The organism is Burkholderia sp. 22PA0106 (assembly GCF_047497155.1).
GTDB lineage: Bacteria > Pseudomonadota > Gammaproteobacteria > Burkholderiales > Burkholderiaceae > Burkholderia.
In genome coordinates, this window is sequence record NZ_CP163162.1 from 1,637,302 (window position 1) to 1,654,488 (window position 17,187).

The 17,187-nt window shown below is 65.8% G+C and carries 12 protein-coding genes and 1 pseudogene; 9 read left to right on the forward strand and 4 right to left on the reverse strand.

Translation table 11 applies throughout. The features are described 5' to 3' along the window. The first annotated feature begins 142 nt into the window (after window positions 1-142). From AB4850_RS06985 to AB4850_RS07015, 7 genes are all read left to right on the forward strand, one after another. Window positions 143-1,186 carry a T6SS immunity protein Tli4 family protein gene (locus AB4850_RS06985; protein WP_414441876.1) on the forward strand — a complete coding sequence of 348 codons (1,044 nt, stop codon included), beginning with the start codon at window positions 143-145 and terminating at the stop codon, window positions 1,184-1,186. A 10-nt stretch (window positions 1,187-1,196) separates the two neighbouring features. Next, window positions 1,197-2,447, forward strand: a complete 1,251-nt coding sequence (locus tag AB4850_RS06990; protein ID WP_414441877.1) for a hypothetical protein — start codon at window positions 1,197-1,199, stop codon at window positions 2,445-2,447. Between the two features lie 84 nt (window positions 2,448-2,531). After that, window positions 2,532-2,822 (forward strand): PAAR domain-containing protein, encoded by a 291-nt coding sequence (locus AB4850_RS06995; protein WP_414441878.1) that lies wholly within the window; start codon window positions 2,532-2,534, stop codon window positions 2,820-2,822. Between the two features lie 107 nt (window positions 2,823-2,929). Then, window positions 2,930-6,379, forward strand: coding sequence for an ImcF-related family protein (locus AB4850_RS07000; protein WP_414441879.1), 3,450 nt, complete (start codon window positions 2,930-2,932; stop codon window positions 6,377-6,379). A 277-nt stretch (window positions 6,380-6,656) separates the two neighbouring features. Then, window positions 6,657-7,478, forward strand: a complete 822-nt coding sequence (locus tag AB4850_RS07005) for an ABC transporter substrate-binding protein (RefSeq protein ID WP_414441880.1) — start codon at window positions 6,657-6,659, stop codon at window positions 7,476-7,478. Window positions 7,479-7,500: 22 nt separating this feature from the next. Continuing rightward, window positions 7,501-8,217 (forward strand): amino acid ABC transporter permease, encoded by a 717-nt coding sequence (locus AB4850_RS07010; RefSeq protein ID WP_414441974.1) that lies wholly within the window; start codon window positions 7,501-7,503, stop codon window positions 8,215-8,217. Then, the gene (locus AB4850_RS07015; protein WP_414441975.1) at window positions 8,217-8,936 is read left to right on the forward strand and encodes an amino acid ABC transporter permease; all 720 of its coding nucleotides are present in this window, start codon (window positions 8,217-8,219) and stop codon (window positions 8,934-8,936) included. Before AB4850_RS07010 ends, AB4850_RS07015 begins: the two co-directional genes overlap by 1 nt. A 12-nt stretch (window positions 8,937-8,948) precedes the next feature. Here the strand turns inward: AB4850_RS07015 and tkt are convergent, their stop codons facing one another. After that, window positions 8,949-11,003 carry a transketolase gene (gene tkt, locus AB4850_RS07020; protein WP_414441881.1) on the reverse strand — a complete coding sequence of 685 codons (2,055 nt, stop codon included), beginning with the start codon at window positions 11,001-11,003 and terminating at the stop codon, window positions 8,949-8,951. Window positions 11,004-11,319: 316 nt separating this feature from the next. Here tkt and AB4850_RS07025 point away from each other — a divergent pair, with 316 nt between their 5' ends. Further along, window positions 11,320-12,645 (forward strand): leucine-rich repeat-containing protein kinase family protein, encoded by a 1,326-nt coding sequence (locus AB4850_RS07025; protein ID WP_414441882.1) that lies wholly within the window; start codon window positions 11,320-11,322, stop codon window positions 12,643-12,645. A 25-nt stretch (window positions 12,646-12,670) separates the two neighbouring features. Continuing rightward, window positions 12,671-13,354, forward strand: a pseudogene (locus AB4850_RS07030) (TIGR01777 family oxidoreductase); the annotation flags it as partial. Window positions 13,355-13,375: 21 nt separating this feature from the next. On the opposite strand, the gene AB4850_RS07035 reads toward AB4850_RS07030, so the two are convergent. The 3 genes from AB4850_RS07035 to AB4850_RS07045 form a co-directional block, all read right to left on the reverse strand. Beyond that, on the reverse strand, window positions 13,376-13,729 hold the full coding sequence (locus AB4850_RS07035; RefSeq protein ID WP_414441883.1) for a DUF1304 domain-containing protein: 354 nt from the start codon (window positions 13,727-13,729) through the stop codon (window positions 13,376-13,378). A 267-nt stretch (window positions 13,730-13,996) separates the two neighbouring features. Beyond that, window positions 13,997-14,833, reverse strand: coding sequence for a DJ-1/PfpI family protein (locus AB4850_RS07040; protein WP_414441884.1), 837 nt, complete (start codon window positions 14,831-14,833; stop codon window positions 13,997-13,999). Between the two features lie 10 nt (window positions 14,834-14,843). After that, window positions 14,844-16,994 (reverse strand): TonB-dependent siderophore receptor, encoded by a 2,151-nt coding sequence (locus AB4850_RS07045; RefSeq protein ID WP_414441885.1) that lies wholly within the window; start codon window positions 16,992-16,994, stop codon window positions 14,844-14,846. Between the last annotated feature and the right edge of the window lie 193 nt (window positions 16,995-17,187).

A 17,187-nucleotide genomic window follows, 5' to 3' on the forward strand; every position in this document is an offset into this window, starting at 1 on the left:
TTAGGTGGCGTGATTTCACCAAGTTGCTTCCGGATACATCGGTCTTTGGTCGGTCTCTGAGAAGTAATGTTGCTTGCTGCCTATTGTGATAAGCAACACTGGAAGACATAAAATGAAAATTTGCCTAGGAAAATGGATTTTCTTGCTGCCGTTGCTCTTCATTGCCGCATGTAGTCGATCGCCGGCGCCATTGACCGAACAGGAAAAACATAACGTGAGTCAGTTGACTCAAAACCTTGAAACATACTGCATTGGTCGATATCTGATCGATATGCCTGCAGATATGTTGGTTTCCGGTGGTGCCACAGTTCAGGGTGTGGAGATCGATTCGGACGCCATGTCACATGAGGCCTACCGTCAGGAGATCGCGAGTCGCCGGGCGGAACTGAAAAAGCAGAAAAGCATTGACGCTTATCCGTTGCTCTATGTTGATGATGAAGTGGATGGGCCGGATACACATTACTTTGTACATCGGGGGAATGTAAGCGACGACCCCGGAAATCGAATTTTCGAGGCGTATAAATGGGATCACGGATATCGCTTCAAGCTCGGAATTGTTGGCAGTGATTTTCTTCACCCGGATCAGACGCAGGACCCGATTGTCAAGCAAATTGGAATCTATAACGACGTCCCCCAAAAAACCCATCTCATATTCGATCTAATAAAACGATTACGCTGGCGCGACAAAAATGAAATTCCCGCAGAACCCGGCATCTGTTTCCCCGGCGCATTCCTACCCGGCAAAGCAGGCGATAAAGAGGAAGTGGGAGCACAGTTCGTGTTTAACAACAACCGAGACGTCAATCTCGGCTTTTCAAGCAATTCCGAAATCCGCGAAGCGGACACGCTTTTGCAGCGTGGTGGCCAGATCGCTGCCGCACTGAGGTCGATCAAAGGCGGCAGAAGCATTCGTAAAGGCGCTGTCGAATTGCAAGGAATCCATGCGGAAGAATGGCTGATCAGCGGGGAAACCGCGTTAAGGGTGCCGGGGAACATATTCACCCTCGAAGCGAACTCGATGACAAGCGGTCCGCAGTCGCCATTGCTGACCCTGGATATGTCAACGGGTTCTCCCAACGGCGTAATGCACGATCAAATCAAAGCCGCATCGATGAGCGAGGGCGAAGCAGTCGCCCTATGGGACGTTATCTCGCGCACCTTGCGCCCACGACCCAACGGGTTCTGAAGGAGGGCAGATGGCCGTTGACTTCACCAGGTTCCCACCAGAAGCGCCCGTTCCCGATACACCACCATCCACGCTCGTCTGGACGATTGTCTTTTTCGTGCTTGCGACTGCCGGCGTATTTGCGGTCCTGCTTTTCTGGCCCAAGGATGAACCTGCCCAGACACCTTGGTTCTGGATCTGCGTAACGGTCTATCCGTTCGGTCTTGCCGCGTTCGTTGTCTTGCGTCGCTATAGCGCTTACGAAGGGCGTCGACTCGATGCCATCGCCTGGAACCAGGCTCGACATGACCACATGAACAATGTCTTCGACGAGGCAAGTCGGCCGATCGCAGTCCTTGCTACCGCATGCAGGTTCTCAAGCGATGCGAGCGACGATCACTTCGACAAGGTGATGTATGGCTCCGTCAAGCTTGAACCACAAGCGCTCCCGAAGCCGGACGCACCGCCAGTCAATGCACGGTGGTTCGAAAAACCGGACGCAAACGAAAATCATATCCGCTTTACGCAAGATGACGAGCGTCGGCCTTACGTGTTGGCGTGGGCATTCAGCGCGGTGATGGATGCGCTTGCCGAATCATTGCATTCGTTACCGGTGGAATTGAAGCTGAAGGTTGAACTGGTGTTGCCGGGTATGACGAATCCGGACGAGGTGCAAGCGATCTGGAATCAGCAATGGAACAAGTCGAATTTTCGCCCGGTGCCCGTGAAAATCTTCGATGCGCCCCCGGATCTGATGCATGTCGATGCATGGCTCGATCGGATCGACCCAAAGCGCGACGAAGAGGCGCGGTTGATCGCCTGTGTGAGGCTGAATGACATTTATCAAGCCCTCCCTCCCGACGGCAGCGCGGAAGCGGTTGTCGCCATGCTTCTCGCGCCGGAAGCGGCGTGTCGAAGCTTCAAACTCGCGCCACTCGCCATGTTGCACCGACCAAACGGCGTAGCGCACTGCCCGATTGACGATGCGCTCGCACGGGCTTTGCAATGGGGGCGCGTTGACGCGACTGAGGTCAAACGCGTTTGGCGAGGCGGGCTGGATACTGCTACGGGTAATGAAGTCACCAAAGCGCTGGTCAAGGCGGGTATCGGTGCGAAGCTTGCGAATGTCGACCATACGGTTGGCCACGCCGGTGTAGCCGCACCGTGGCTCGTTGCAGCCTATGCGGCTTGCGCGGCGGCTCGGGATGGCGCACCCCAGCTCGTCGTGACCACGGACAAGGCCGGTGCCTGCTTCGCTGTCCTGCGCAATATCAAACGATGACGCCACGGGCACGCATATCGGACGGGCCATTTCAAGCAAGTCAACACCCAACGCACGATTTTCATATCAATAGGACATCACATCATGGTCAGGCGCTACGACATTCTGAAAGGCGATCGAACGACATCGGACGGCACGGTGCTGGGCGGCGATTTCAATGACAGGGTCGGCGATCGCGAGCAAGCGTATGAACAGGATGACGTTTGGTGTCCGGCCTGCCAGTCGATCGGGCGCATCGTGTGTTATGGCGCACGCTTGTCGATGAAGGGACCGGCCGGCCGGGAAGCCGCGCTCGATGGCGATCTGTGCGTGTGCCAATGCGATGTTCCTCCGCGTCTGCTTCCGTCCCAGACCACCTCGTATGTGGATGGTTGAGCAAACCATCGAATGCCGATGCCGGACGCATTTCGGCCACGTCGCCACCCACTCGCGGAATGCAGGGAACTCCCGGCCCCGGCATCCCGCTTCAACTTTGATCAACTATGCTTCGAAAGTTTCGGATCGACACCCTGAGCATCGTCATTGCATTTTTTCTATCAGGCCTGACGATCTGGTTCAAAGGCGATGCGCTGATCGGCCTTCATTCGCCTGAACAGCGCGCCGAATGCATCGTTGTGCTTTGTTGCGTATTGGTGCTGTTGTATCTGTGGCTCGGTTTCGATGCATCGTCCCGACCGGCGATCGCGATGCGGCGCGTTCGGCATTGGCTCAAAAATCAATTCGGTTCGTCGAGCGAACAGAGCGATGGCACGGCGCCGGCCGCACAACAATCTCGTGCAGCTGGTTTGCGCGATAAGCTCCGCGCTCGCCATGGCTGGCGTTGGCGCTTTCGCGACCGGTGGGTGCTCGTTGCGGGTGATGCGTCGCAGGTCGAGCGCCTGGCTCCGGGGCTGGTCGAAGCGGGATATTGCATCACGGGTAACACGGTCTTGCTGTATGCCCGGCAAACCCGCGACACGCTCGAGATCGAATGGCTCGACCAGATCCGCCGCCTGCGCCGTCGCCGTCGTCCGGTCGATGCGATCGTGGCCGTGGCCAGTCACCGCAGTTCAAGCAATGCGCCGTTCGATGCCGATGAACTCGCCCACCGGCTCTCACGGCACGCCCGTGCCTTGCGCTGGGCCGCGCCCGTGTATCTGCTCAACGTCACGGATTTCAATGGCGAAGTATCGAGCTTCGACGAGTCGATCGGTTTTACGTGGGCCAATGCGCGCGTCAGCGCCGACGACATCGACACGTCGCTGCAAAACCTCGTTTACACCTTGTCGGATGCGGGCGTCGCGCGTCTCGCGAAGAACGCTCGCGACCGCTATCCCGCCGAACTGTCGCAGCATGTTTCGAATCTTCGAGGCGCGTTGTCGAGCCTGGTATTGCAAACGGCCCAATCGCGTATCTGGCGGCACGCGGTTCACGGGCTGCTGTTCGTTCCCCTCTCCAAGGAACCGACGTCGCAAACGCCGGCCGACCTTCAACACCGGGCGATCTGGCGGACGGTCGCCGAACACAGCCGCGGGATCCGGGGCCGCCATGTCGGTTTATCGCTTTCGGTTACGGCGGCATGGCTTGTGACAGCGCTGGTGGGTTGCTGGATTGCGGGCGCGATGGTGTCGGGATTCATCAATCGCGCATCGATCCGGGGCGCGTCCGAGCAGGTCGCGGCATTGGCGGCTGCCGAGGATCGCACACGCGCCATGCAAGCCCTCGATGGTCTCGATCGACAGATCGAGACGCTGGAGATCCATCGGCGTGACGGCGCATCGTGGTCGGCCCGATTCGGCTTGAATCGTGACGGCGTGCTGCTCGATGCGCTGTGGCCGCACTACGCCGGCGCGGCGAGCCACATCCTCGTGGCTCCGATACAGCAGCAGCTCGAAGAAAGCCTGCGCCAACTCGCGTCCCGGTCCGACGCTGAAATCGCCGGCAGCGGCAACGCCCGGTTGCAAGCCGCTTACGACACGCTCAAGGCTTACCTGATGCTCGCGAAGCCCGAGCGGGCGGATTCGGCATTTCTGACCCAGCAGCTCGTTGCAACAGCCGCGCCGAGCAGGTTGAACCCTGCGCCGCTGCGGCCCGGTGCGTGGGAAGACCTGCGCCAGCACACGATCGCATTCCTGACCGATCACTGGAGCCAAGGCCGCGTGGCTGCCATGTCGCCGGATCTCGCGCTCGTTGCCGCGACTCGCCAGACGATCATCGGCGTACGCGGCATCCAGAACTCGACGGATCGGGTGTACCAGCAGCTCCTCGACGATGCGACGGCCAAATACCCGCCTGTCTCGCTCGCGATGCTGCTTGGCGATTCGAGCAGTCGCGGGCTGTTCAATACGACAGTGACCGTGCCCGGTGTGTTCACTCGCGCAGCGTGGGATGAGCGCATCTCGAAGGCGATCGACAAAGCAGGCGAGCAACATGACGCGGCAGGAGATTGGGTACTGTCCGATGCCAAGGCGACACAAGCCGCTCCTTCAACGCTGAAAGCCGAGTTGCGGCAGCGCTACTTCGACGATTACGCGCTTGCATGGGCGGTGTTCCTCAACGGCCTGCGCTGGCAGCCGGCACGGACACTATCCGACACGGCGGACCAACTGACGCTCCTGGGTGACCCGCAACGCTCGCCGCTCGTTGCCCTGATGAACGCCGTCGTCTACCAGGCGGGGGCGGGCATGCAGGTTCAATCGCTGTCCAATACCTTGATCAGCAAAGCGCAGCAGCTTGTCGGTCCCACCGAGCACGATCCGTCCAGGCAGCCTTCGGCACCGCTGCCGCCACTTGCCGCGGCCTTCGGGCCGATCCTGCGCCTGACGGGAAGCGATCTGGGCTCCGGCGTATCCGCGGGCAGCAAAACCTCCGCGCCGCTCGCCGCGACAGGGGACTTGAGTCTCGCGCGATATCTCGAACGGGTCACCGCCGTGCGCCTCAAGGTGTCGCAGATTGCGTCGAATGCCGATCCCGATGCGATGGCGCGTGTCGCCGCGCAATCCGTCCTGCAGGGCCGCACCTCCGATCTTGGCGACAGCCGTGACTACGCGAGCCGCGTGGCCGCGAGCCTGGGCGATCAGTGGGCGGGTTTCGGCGAACTGTTCCGGGCACCGTTCGATCAGGCCTGGCAAGTCGTGGTGCAGCCGGCGGCATCGAACCTGAACGAAATCTGGCGCACCGCCATCCTGGCCGACTGGAACGGGACGTTCGGCGGACGCTATCCGTTCGCCGACTCCGACAACGATGCATCGCTGCCCGACATGGCGCGCTTCATGCGGCCGGATAACGGTGTCGTCACGCAGTTCGTCGCGACGCAACTGGCCGGCGTGGTGGAACGGCGGGGCGATCGTTGGGTGGCGGCTCAGGGCGCCGACCACGGCGCGCTGACGGTCGATCCCGCGTTCCTTGCCGGCCTGAACAAGCTCATGCGCCTGTCGATCGCGTTGTTCCCGTCGGGCGATGCCCATATGCGATACGACCTGCAGGCGGTGCCCATACCCGGGGTCACCGATCTGAAACTCGTGCTGTCGGGGCGTGAGCTGCACTATTTCAACCAGAAGCAGGAATGGACGTCGTTCGAATGGCCTGGCCAGTCGATCGAGAACCGGTCGCACATCGAATGGCAGACCGCGCACGGCGGCCTGCGCACGGCGCTCGATTCGCAGGGCCGATTCGGCCTGATCCGGCTGCTCGAACAGGCGAAGGTGTCGAAGCAGGACAACGCGCGCTACCTGCTGACATGGATGCCCGATACGAGCCAGGGCGTTCCGCTCAAGATGCAACTGCGCAGCGAAGCGGGGGCAGGCCCGCTCGACGTACTGGAATTGCGGCACTTTACGCTGCCGACTCGGGTTTTCATGACAAGTGCCGCGCCGAAGCGTGCTTCCTTTCATCCGTTGCCGGCTGCCGCGAACCCGGCAGCAGAACAGGGCGGGATGTCGGAGATCGAGTAATCGACGCACCGAGCGCGAAGGCCATCGGCCACGGCACGACGCCGTGCGTTTGCTCGGTCGATGCCCGCCGCGCGACGACACGTCGGCGCCAGCGCTTCGTCATCGCCGCCCTTATCCGTTTTCCTGCTTAGATCAGGAGAATTGATCGCTTCGCACCAGCGCGGTGCAATGCTACTTTTGCGCCCCATCGGGTCGCCGGATCGCCTGCCCGCATCGACACGATCGGCGCGCACGCAGCGGTCGCGGCCCGGTACGACCACCGCACACGGAACCTCCAATGAAAAAGACCCTGCTCGCCGCCACGCTCGTCAGCCTGACCAGCCTCACCGCCCTGTTCCCGGCGCTCGCGCACGCCGATCGCCTCGACGACATCAAGAAGGCCGGCGTGCTGCGCGTCGCGACCTTCGACAGCAATCCGCCGTTCGGCTATGTCGATCCGACCAGCAACAAGACGGTCGGCCTCGACGTCGACTACGCGAAGGCGCTGGCCGACAAGCTCGGCGTGAAGCTCGAACTGCAATCGACCAACCCGGCCAACCGGATTCCGTTCCTGACTTCACGCAAGGTCGATCTGGTGCTCGCCAACTTCACGATCACCGACGAGCGCGCCAAGCAGGTGGATTTCAGCATTCCGTATTTCTCGTCGGGCCAGCAGTTCCTGGCGAAGAAGGGCGTGCTGACCTCGAAGGATCAGATCAGCGGCCTGCGCATCGGCGCGGACAAGGGCACCACCAACGAGATCGCGGTGCGCGAGCAGTTCCCGAAGGCAACCGTGGTGGCCTATGACGACACGCCGTTCGCGTTCGCTGCGCTGCGCGCCGGCAACGTGCAGGCGATCACGCAGGACGGCCCGAAGCTGGTCGGCCTGCTGGCCAACGTGCCGGACAAGCAGAAGTACGAAATCCCGGCGTTTACGATCACCAACGACTACATGGGCGTGGGCATTCCGAAGGGCGAGCCGCGCCTGGTGTCGTTCGTCAACGACACGCTGAAGGGGCTGGAGGCGAACGGCCAGGCCACCGCGATCTACAACCGCTGGTTCGGTCCGACCACCAAGACGCCGCTCACGCGCACCTTCAAGATCGGCGACAAGACCTGACGCACCGCGGTTCGAGACGATGATCGACAGCTTCCTGGCGCCGAAATACCTGCTGTGGCTCTGGCAGGGTTTCGGCGTGACGGTCGGCCTGGCGTTGAGCTCGGCCGTCGCGGCCACGCTCGCGGGCGCGGGGCTGGCCTTGGCCTGCCGGGCACGGCGCGCTTGGGTGCGCCGCGTCGCCGGCCTCTACATCGGCGGCTTCCGCAACACGCCGCTGCTCGTGCAACTGTTCTTCTGGTATTTCGGCGCGGCCACGCTGCTGCCCGATGCGGCGGTCGCGTGGCTCAACGCGCCGCACGCGCTCGGCGTGCTGCACTGGCCGTCGTTCGAATTCCTGGCCGGCTGGTTCGGCCTGACCTGCTACAGCTCGGCGTTCATCGCCGGCGAATTCTCGGCCGGCATCGCGGGGGTACGCGAGGGCCAGTGGCAGGCCGCGGCCGCGCTCGGGCTGACGCCGTGGCAAGGGTTTCGCCATATCGTGCTGCCGCAGGCGGTGCGGATCGCGCTGCCGCCGCTGTTCGGGCAATACATGAACCTCGTGAAGAATTCCTCGTTGACGATGGCGATCGGGCTGGCCGAGCTGTCGTACGCGTCGCGGCAGGTCGAGACGGAAACGTTCAAGACCTTCGCCGCGTTCGGCGTGGCCACGCTGCTGTATATCGGCGCGATCGCGGTGCTGGAGGCGGCGCTGCATGCCGTTCGCCACCTGCGCGACGCCAGCCCGGGAGCGCCGCGATGATGCCGTGGGAGATGTTCACCGGCAGCCTGCGCTACCTGATGATCGGCGCGTTTCCCGACGGCCCGCTCGGCGGCGCGGCGCTCACGCTGGTGCTGGCGATCGCGTCGGCGATCGCCTCGGGCGTGATCGGCTTCGCGGCCGGCATCGCGCTGGCGATGGCCGGGCGGCCGGTGCGCGCCGTGCTGCTCGTGACGATCGGGTTTTTCCGCGCGATTCCGGTGCTGATGCTGATTTTCTGGACGTATTTCCTGCTGCCGATCCTGTTCCATGTGGACGTGCCGGGGCTGGTGGCGGTGGTGTGCGCGCTGTCGCTGATCGGCGGCGCGTATCTGGCGCATTCGGTGCACGCAGGCATCGTGGCGGTGGGCGCGGCGCAATGGCAGGCGGGGCTGTCGCTCGGCCTGACGCGCTGGCAGACGCTGCGCGAGGTGGTGCTGCCGCAGGCGGTGCGGATCATGGCGCCGTCGTTCGTGAACCAGTGGGTGTCGCTGGTCAAGGACACCTCGCTGGCCTATATCGTCGGCGTCAACGAGTTGTCCTTCGTCGCGACGCAGGTCAACAACCGGCTGATGATCTATCCGATTCCGGTGTTCCTGTTCGTCGCGTTTCTCTACCTCGTGCTGTGCACGGCGCTCGATCGCGTGGCGATGGCGGCGCTGGCCCGCCGGCGGCCGGACGCCGCGCCCGATACAGCCAAGGCGCGGGCGGCGGCTGTCTGATTTGCCGGCGGCTCAGGTGCCGGTGTGTTCGAGGATCGCCTTGGCCGCGCTCACCACGGCCTCGACGGTGATGTCGAACTTGCGATACACCTCCTCGAATTTGCCCGACTCGCCGAAGCCGTGCATGCCGACGAAGCGGCCTTCGAGGCCGAGATAACGCTCCCAGCCCAGTTCGACGGCGGCCTCCACGGCCACCCGTGCCGGCGTGTCGTCGAGCACGGCGTGGCGGTATTCGGCGTCCTGCTCCTCGAACAGCAGGCGGCACGGCATCGACACCACGGCGGTCGGCACGCCTTCGGCCTGCAGGATCTCGCGCGCCTTCACGGCCAGATGCACCTCCGAACCGGTCGACAGCAGCGTGACGCGGCGCGGGCCGCCCTCGGCCGCGAGCAGCACGTAGGCGCCGCGCGCCGAACGGTTTTCGTTGCCGGCTTCGGTGCGCAGCAGCGGCAGCGGCTGGCGCGACAGCGCGAGCAAGGCCGCGCGGCGCGGCTGGTCGAGGATCAACTCCCAGCATTCGGCCGTTTCGACGGCATCGGCCGGCCGGTACACGCCCAAGTGCGGAATCGCGCGCAGCGCGGCCAGATGCTCGACCGGCTGGTGGGTCGGGCCGTCCTCGCCGAGCCCGATCGAGTCGTGCGTCATGACGAAGGTGGTGCGGATCTGCATCATCGCGGCCAGCCGGATCGCCGGGCGGCAGTAATCGGAGAAGCACAGGAACGTGCCGCCGTACGGGATCAGGCCGCCGTGCAGCGCGATGCCGTTCATCGCGGCGGCCATGCCGTGCTCGCGCACGCCGTAGTGCACGTACGAGCCGTCGTAGCGGCCCGGCGCGATTTCGGTCTGGTGCTGGGTCTTGGTGTTGTTCGACGGCGTGAGGTCGGCCGAGCCGCCGAGCAGTTCGGGGATCATGTCGAACAGGCGCTCGAGCACCGCGCCGCTGGCCTTGCGGGTGGCCATCGCTTCACCGTCCTGCACGAACGCGGCGCGCGCGTCGGCGATCGCCTGCCGCCAGCCGTCCGGCAGCTCGCCGCGGTTGCGCCGCTCGAAATCCTGCCGCAGCGGCGCTGGCGTCGCCTTGACGCGCGCGGCCCAGCCGAGCCGTGCGTGGCGGCCCTTGGCACCGATCTCGCGCCATTCCTTCAACAACGGCTCGGGAATCTCGAACGGCGGCGATTTCCAGTCGAGCAGCTTGCGCGCACCGGCGATTTCCTCGGGGCCGGGCGCGTCGCTGTGCGCCTTTTGCGTGCCGGCGCGGGTCGGAAAGCCGAAGCCGATGATGGTGCGGCAGGCGATCAGCGTCGGCTGGCCGGTGCCCTGGCGCGCGGCCGTGATCGCGTCGCGGATCGCATCGGTGTCGTGGCCGTCGATCTCGATCACGCGCCAGCCCGACGCGCGGAACCGCTCGATCTCGTTGTCGGACACCGCGAGGCTCGTGGGGCCGTCGATCGAGATCGAGTTGTTGTCCCAGAACGCGATCAGCCGGTCGAGCTTCAGGTGCCCGGCCAGCGAGATCGCTTCCTGGCTGATGCCTTCCATCAGGCAGCCGTCGCCGAGGAACACGTAGGTATGGTGATCGACCAGCGCGTCGCCGAACTTCGCGTTGAGGATGCGCTCGGCCAGCGCCATGCCGACCGATTCGGCGATGCCTTGGCCGAGCGGCCCGGTGGTCAGCTCGATGCCGTTCGCATGGCGGTATTCGGGGTGGCCGGCCGTCTTGCTGCCGACCTGGCGGAACTGCTCGATCTGATCGATCGTCATGTCCTCGTAGCCGGTCAGGTAGAGCAGGCTGTACAGCAGCATCGAGCCATGGCCGTTCGACAGCACGAAGCGATCACGGTCGAACCAGTGCGGATCGGCCGCATCGAACTTGAGGAAATCGCGGAACAGCACCGTGGCGATGTCGGCCATGCCCATCGGCGCGCCGGGGTGGCCGCTGTTCGCTTTCTGCACCGCGTCCATCGACAGGAAACGGATGCAGTTCGCCATCTCGCGCAAATGCGGGTCGCGCGGGGCGGGGACGGTCTTGGGCGTGGCGGTGGATGCGGTGGACGAATCGGATGTCATGTCGGGAAGCCCTCTCTCGGTGTCGGTGGATGACCTGCACGTCGGGTAATCGGTCAAGCTAACACGCGGGGCCGGATGAGACGGTCGGTGGCCCGGGCGATTCGCCGCCGTGCCATGCTGCGCCCTGCGTGTACGCGGAAGCAGCGCAAACGGCGTGCCCGCGGACCGGCGAATTGCGGGCCGGAGCGCGGCGTTTCCTGTGGCCTGTCGGGCGAACGAGCCGGCCGTATATCGGGTTGTATCCCGTGTTGAGCCGCCGCCGATCCCGCTAGAATCGGGACGTTCCCCACTCTCGCGGCCCACGCCGCCACCGACCGTGACCACCACCGTCGATCAACTGAAAGCCGGCAAGCTTGCGGGGGCACAGCACCTGAAGCTGTCCGGCGGCCTCACCGAATTCCCGCGCGAGATCTTCGATCTGGCCGACACGCTCGAAGTGCTCGACCTGTCGGGCAACGCGCTGACCCGCCTGCCCGACGACCTGCCGCGCCTCGCCAAGCTGCGCGTGCTGTTCGCCTCGAACAATCCGTTTACCGAATTGCCGCCCGTGCTCGGCCAATGCGCGCAACTGAGCATGGTCGGCTTCAAGGCCAACCGCATCACCGACGTGCCGGGCAGTGCGCTGCCGCCGCGCCTGCGCTGGCTGATCCTGACCGACAACGCGATCGAGGCGCTGCCGCCCGAGCTGGGCGGCTGCCCCGATCTGCAGAAGCTGATGCTGGCCGGCAACCGCTTGAGCGCCTTGCCGAACGAGATGGCCGCCTGCACGCGGCTCGAACTCGTGCGGCTCGCGGCGAACCGGTTCGAGCGGCTGCCCGACTGGCTGCTGCGCATGCCGCGGCTGGCGTGGATCGCCTACGCCGGCAACCCGTTTGCCGCCACGATCGAGGCCACGGCGGAGGCCGACCGCTCGGTGGGCGACATCGCCTGGAGCACGCTGGCGCTCGGGCAGAAGCTGGGCGAGGGCGCGTCGGGCGTGATCTACCGCGCGAACCGGCTGTCGGCCGATCATCATCCGCAGCAGCCGGTGGCCGTGAAGCTGTACAAGGGCGCGGTCACCAGCGACGGCCTGCCCGATCGCGAAATGGCCGCCTGCCTGCATGCCGGCACGCATCCGAACCTGATCGGCGCGCTCGGCCGGCTCACCGGCCATCCGATCGGCGAGCAGGGGCTGGTGATGCCGCTGATCGAACACGATTTCGAGAACCTCGCCGCGCCGCCAAGCTTCGATTCCTGCACGCGCGACGTGTATGCCGAGGACGTGCGCTTCAACCTGAGCGCGACGCTGCGGATCGCGCACGGCATCGCGTCGGCCGCCGCGCATCTGCACCGGCGCGGCATCGTGCATGGCGATCTGTACGCGCACAACATCCTGCACGACGGTGCGGGGCACGCGCTGCTCGGCGATTTCGGCGCGGCCTCGCTGTACGGCGACGACGCCGCGCACGGCGCGTTGCTGCAGCGCATCGAGGTGCGCGCGTTCGGCTGCCTGCTGGAAGAACTGCTGGCGCGCAGCGAACCCGGCAGCTCGTCGGCCACGGCCACGCTGACCGCGCTCGCGGCCGCTTGCCTGAGCGTGGGCGTCGAACGCCGGCCGACGTTCGACGAGATCGTCGAGCGCTTGAAGGCGCATCTGAATTGATGCCGTTGCCGGTTGCTTGAAGCCGGGAGCCGGGTGGAGCGCGAAGCGGCAGGCGCAATTGCTGGCGAGCCGGGTGGGCGTGACCGAGGCGCTGCTGCGCTGGTTCGATGCTGCTTCGCACCGGCCGGCCGTGTGGATTCAGGCCTCGGCGATCGGCTATTACGGCGTGCGCGCGGCGACCGAGCGGCTTGACGAGACGAGCGCGCCGGGCGGCGGCTTCATGTCCGAGCTATGCCGGCGCTGGGAGGCGGCGATCGCGCCGCTGGCCGGCCAGCCGGTGCGCACCGTGGTGCTGCGGCTCGGCGTGGTGTTCGGGCCGGGCGGCGCGTTGCCGCCGATGCTGATGCCTCACTATTTCGGTTGCGGCGGGCGGCTGGGCGATGGCGCGCAGGTGATGAGCTGGATCCATCGCGACGACGTGCTGCGGATCGTTGCCGAGGCGATGGCCGAACCCGGCATGGCGGGCGTCTACAACGCGGTCGCGCCCGGCGCGCTCACGCAGGCCGAGTTCGCGCGCACGGCGGGGAAGGTGTTGCGGCGGCCCGTGTGGTGCCATTTGCCGGCCGCGCCGCTGCGGGCCGTGGCGGGCGAGATGGCGCAGTTGCTGCTCGACGGGCAGCGCGTCGTGCCGGCGCGCTTGCAGGCGCGCGGCTTCGCGTTCCGCTTCGAGACCGCCGAGCAGGCGCTGCGCGAGGTGACGCAGCGCTGAGGCCGCGTGACCGGCTTCGGCTCAGACGCCGATCAGCAGCGCGATCAACGCCAGCGCGGCCGGCAGCGCCTGCACGAACAGAATGCGGCGGTTCGCCGTGGCCGCGCCGAACACGCCGGCCACGATCACGCAGATCAGGAAGAACAGCTTGAACGCGTAGCCATCGACAGCCGAGACGAGGCCGTAGATCAGGCCCGCCGCCAGGAAGCCGTTGTAGAGGCCCTGGTTGGCGGCCAGCACGCGCGTCTGCTGCGCGAAATCGGCGGTCAGCCCGAACACGCGCCGGCCTTTCGGCGTGGTCCACAGGAACATCTCGAGCACCACGATATAGACGTGGATCAGGGCAACCAGGCCGATCAGGATAGTGGCGATCATGGATTGGGCGACTCGGTGTCGTTCTGCGTTGTTGTGATGGGAAGCGGCGATGCGAGATAGGCACCGCTTGCCCACGAGCGGGCGCTGCGAGCGTAACACGGGGGCGGGGCCGGATCGGGAGGTTCGGGGCGCCTCGGGCCTTGGGGGTTTCCCGGATCGAGCGAGGATCGCGCAGGCCGTCAAGACGACGAACGCGTGGTGCCGGGCCAAGGGCTCCGGGCTCGACAGGCTCCGCGTACGGCGCCTGTCGAGCCCGGCCCGGCGTCGTCAACCGGCCGGCTGGCGGCGCGTCTGCGCTGCGGCGAGCGCTTCGGTGTCCTTCGTGAAGCCCGCCAGCAACTGCTTCACCGCCACCGCGACGGCCGGCGGCGCGGTTTGCAGCGAGCCTGCATTGAACGGCGGCTCGGGGTCGTATTCGGTGATGAGCTGCGTGCACTCCGCGTAACTCCGGCCACGCAATTCGGCCAACATCGTCAGGCCGAAATCGAGCCCCGACGTGACGCCCGCGCCGGTGACGCGATTGCGGTCGCGCACCACGCGCGCTTCGGTCGGGATCGCACCGTATTCGGACAGGACGTGGCGCACCGACCAGTGCGAGGTGGCCTTGTAGCCGTCCAGCAAGCCGGCTGCGCCGAGGATCAGCGAGCCGGTGCAGACGCTGGTCACGTATTTCGCGCGCGCGCCGCGATCGCGCATGAAGGCGAGTGTCTCCGGGTCCCGCGCGGCGGCCAGCGTGCCGTCGGTGCCGCCGGGCGCGAACAGCACGGTGAGATCGACTGGACAGGTATCGAAGGTCGCGGTCGGCGTGATCGTCACGTCGGAATCGCTCGTCACCGGGTCGAGCGATTTCGCAACGAGGTAAATCTTCGCGCCCATCAGCAAGGCGAACATGCATTGCGGCCCGATCAGATCGAGCGCGGTCATGCCCGGATAGATCAGCATGGCGATTGCTTCGCTGCCACTTCCGTGCATGGCGGGGTCTATTTCGGGCATCGTTGCGATGGGGACGGGGCCGGGCGCCGGCGTTTGCGCGGCGGCGGAACGCACCGCGAGCGGGGCGAACAGGGTCATCAACAGGGCGTGGCGGCGTTGGATATCGGTCATGGCAGTGTCCTCAGATCAGGGCTTTGAGCGTCACGTAGACGGTGCGCGGTTGCACCGGCATCACGACGGGGTAGGAAAAGTATTGATAGGGCGCGTACACGTGACGGTTGGTCAGGTTCAGCATCGAGAGGCCGACGGTGTAGCGGCCGAGGCGGTATTCGGCCTGCGCGTCGAACAGGGCGTAGCCGGGTACGGACACGCTGTTGGGCAGCGTGAGTTCGCGCGCGCCGAACGCGGTCATGCCGGCACCGAACGACAGCCCGTGCGCCGGGCCGCCCGTCACGCGGTAGCGGAACGCCACGCGCCCGCTGTGTTTCGGCACGCGCGCGAGTGTGTCGCCCACCGGGATCGCGTTGTCCTCGGTCACCGTCGCGCGCGTGTAGGCGTAGTTCACGAACAGCGAGAGCGCCGGCACCGGCTCCCACGTCAGATCGGTTTCGACGCCGCGCGCCCGCTGCCGGCCCGACTGCACCTGGAAAAGCGGATGGCCCGGATCGGGCGTGGCGACGTTCTCGCGCGTCTGATCGAAGACGGCCAGCGTGCCCGACAGGCCGAGGTGCTTCAGCGCCAGCTTCACGCCGGCTTCGACGTTGCGCGAGGTTTCGGGCTTGGGCGCGGCCAGCCCGACAAAGCCGGCCGGGGCACGAAACGCCGTGGCATAGGCGGCATAGGCGGCGACGCCGGGCGCCAGATCGACGGTTGCGCCGATGCGCGGCGAGACGTGGTGATAGGTCGCGTCCGTGCCCAGCTCGACCTCATGGAAACGGAGCTGCGTGTAGCGCAGCGAGCCGGTCACATGGAGCCGGCCATAGGTGGCCTGATCCTGCACGTAGGCGGTGAGCGTCCGATCGTGGTCGGTCATCGTCATCGAGAGCGGCACCGGCGTGCCGAACGCGACCTGGTACGCCGGCCGGGCCAGATCGAGCATGCCGATCGGCGCATTCGTCAGGCCCATGTCCGAGGAGAAATCGGTGTGGTCGTAGCTCACGCCCGCGAGCAGCAGGTGCTGGCCGCCGAGCGCATCGACATCGGCGGCGAGATTCGCGTCGAGCGTGGCGTTGCGGGTGCGTGTCAACATGCCGAACCCGAGGATCGGATAGGTGGTCGGCGTGGCCGGGGCGGGCGGATAGCGGTCCGGTTCGACGAAGCTGCCGTATTCGGGGGTGCGGCTGTTGTAATACCGGCCGCTGACGGTCAGGCGCAGGCGGTCGTTGAACGCGTGCTCGAGCCGCACCGTCGCCATCTGGCTGTCGAAGGCGGTGCGCGGCTGGCCCGTCGTCGCGCCGGGGAACGCGTAACGATCGAGCTGGCCTGCCAGCGCCTGGGCTGCCGGCAGGCCCGAATATTCGCGCTGGCTGCGGTGGTCGAACTGCCCTTGAACGAGCAGGCGCGTCCTTGGCGCGAGCTTGAACAACACGCTCGGCTTGAGCGCCCAACGCTCGCCCTTCACGTGGTCGATCGCGTTTCCGTCGTGGGCGTATTCGCCCGCGAGCCGCGCGTCGATCGACCGCGCCAGCGCTCCGGTCATGTCGAAATACGGGTTGAGCGTACCGTCGCTGCCGGTGCGCATCGCCACGTACCCACCGGGCTTTGCATTCGGCCGCTCCGTTTCGATATCGATCAGGCCGCCGAGCGGCGCGCCGGGGCCGCCGCCGTACAAGGTCGATGCCGGCCCCTTCAGCACCTCGATCCGGTCGATGCCGACCAGGCTGGCGGGGCTGTTGGTGGCGTTCATGCCGATGGTCGGCAGGCCGTCGACGTAAATGTCGGCGGGAAAGCCGCGCACGAGGTTGCCGACGATGGTGTTTTCTGCCGGCTCGCTCGGGATCACGCCCGAGACGTTGCGCAACGCGTCGGCGAGCGTGCGGGCGTCCTGTTCCTCGATCCGCTGGCGCGTGAGCACCTGGACCGATTGGGACACTTCGATCAGCGGCGTGTCGGTGCGCGTCGCCGAGGTGGAATCGAGTGCGGTATCGGACGCCGCGGCGCCGCTCGAACGGCCCGTGACGCCGACCGCAGGCAGCGCCACGGTGGCCGACGGCGGTGAATCGGGCGTGGGCGGCCGGGCCGGTTTCGCCGCGTCGGGCGGAATCGATTGGGCCTGCGCCGAGAGCGCGAAAGCGGCCAGTGCGGCGGCCGTGATCCTTTTCAAATTCAGCATGGCGTGTGGGCTTGCGAAAGCCCTGCGAGATCTCGCACGTCGAAGTCCGGACGTGCGCGGGCGGACGCCCAATGGCGTCGGCCAGCGACGCCGAGCCGCGCACGACGATCGAGGCGGAGGCGATGGATGGCGCGGACACGACGGCCCGTCGCGCGGCGATCGAGCACGCGCGATGCTACGGAACGTTCAGGGT

Excerpts from the sequence above, each read along its gene's own strand:
- AB4850_RS06990 (WP_414441877.1), top strand. The coding sequence starts at position 1,197 with ATGGCCGTTGACTTCACCAGGTTCCCACCAGAAGCGCCCGTTCCCGAT.
- AB4850_RS07005 (WP_414441880.1), top strand. The coding sequence starts at position 6,657 with ATGAAAAAGACCCTGCTCGCCGCCACGCTCGTCAGCCTGACCAGCCTC.
- AB4850_RS07015 (WP_414441975.1), top strand. The coding sequence starts at position 8,217 with ATGCCGTGGGAGATGTTCACCGGCAGCCTGCGCTACCTGATGATCGGC.
- AB4850_RS07040 (WP_414441884.1), bottom strand. The coding sequence starts at position 14,833 with ATGACCGATATCCAACGCCGCCACGCCCTGTTGATGACCCTGTTCGCC.
- AB4850_RS07045 (WP_414441885.1), bottom strand. The coding sequence starts at position 16,994 with ATGCTGAATTTGAAAAGGATCACGGCCGCCGCACTGGCCGCTTTCGCG.
- AB4850_RS07035 (WP_414441883.1), bottom strand. The coding sequence starts at position 13,729 with ATGATCGCCACTATCCTGATCGGCCTGGTTGCCCTGATCCACGTCTAT.
- AB4850_RS07000 (WP_414441879.1), top strand. The coding sequence starts at position 2,930 with ATGCTTCGAAAGTTTCGGATCGACACCCTGAGCATCGTCATTGCATTT.
- tkt (WP_414441881.1), bottom strand. The coding sequence starts at position 11,003 with ATGACATCCGATTCGTCCACCGCATCCACCGCCACGCCCAAGACCGTC.
- AB4850_RS06995 (WP_414441878.1), top strand. The coding sequence starts at position 2,532 with ATGGTCAGGCGCTACGACATTCTGAAAGGCGATCGAACGACATCGGAC.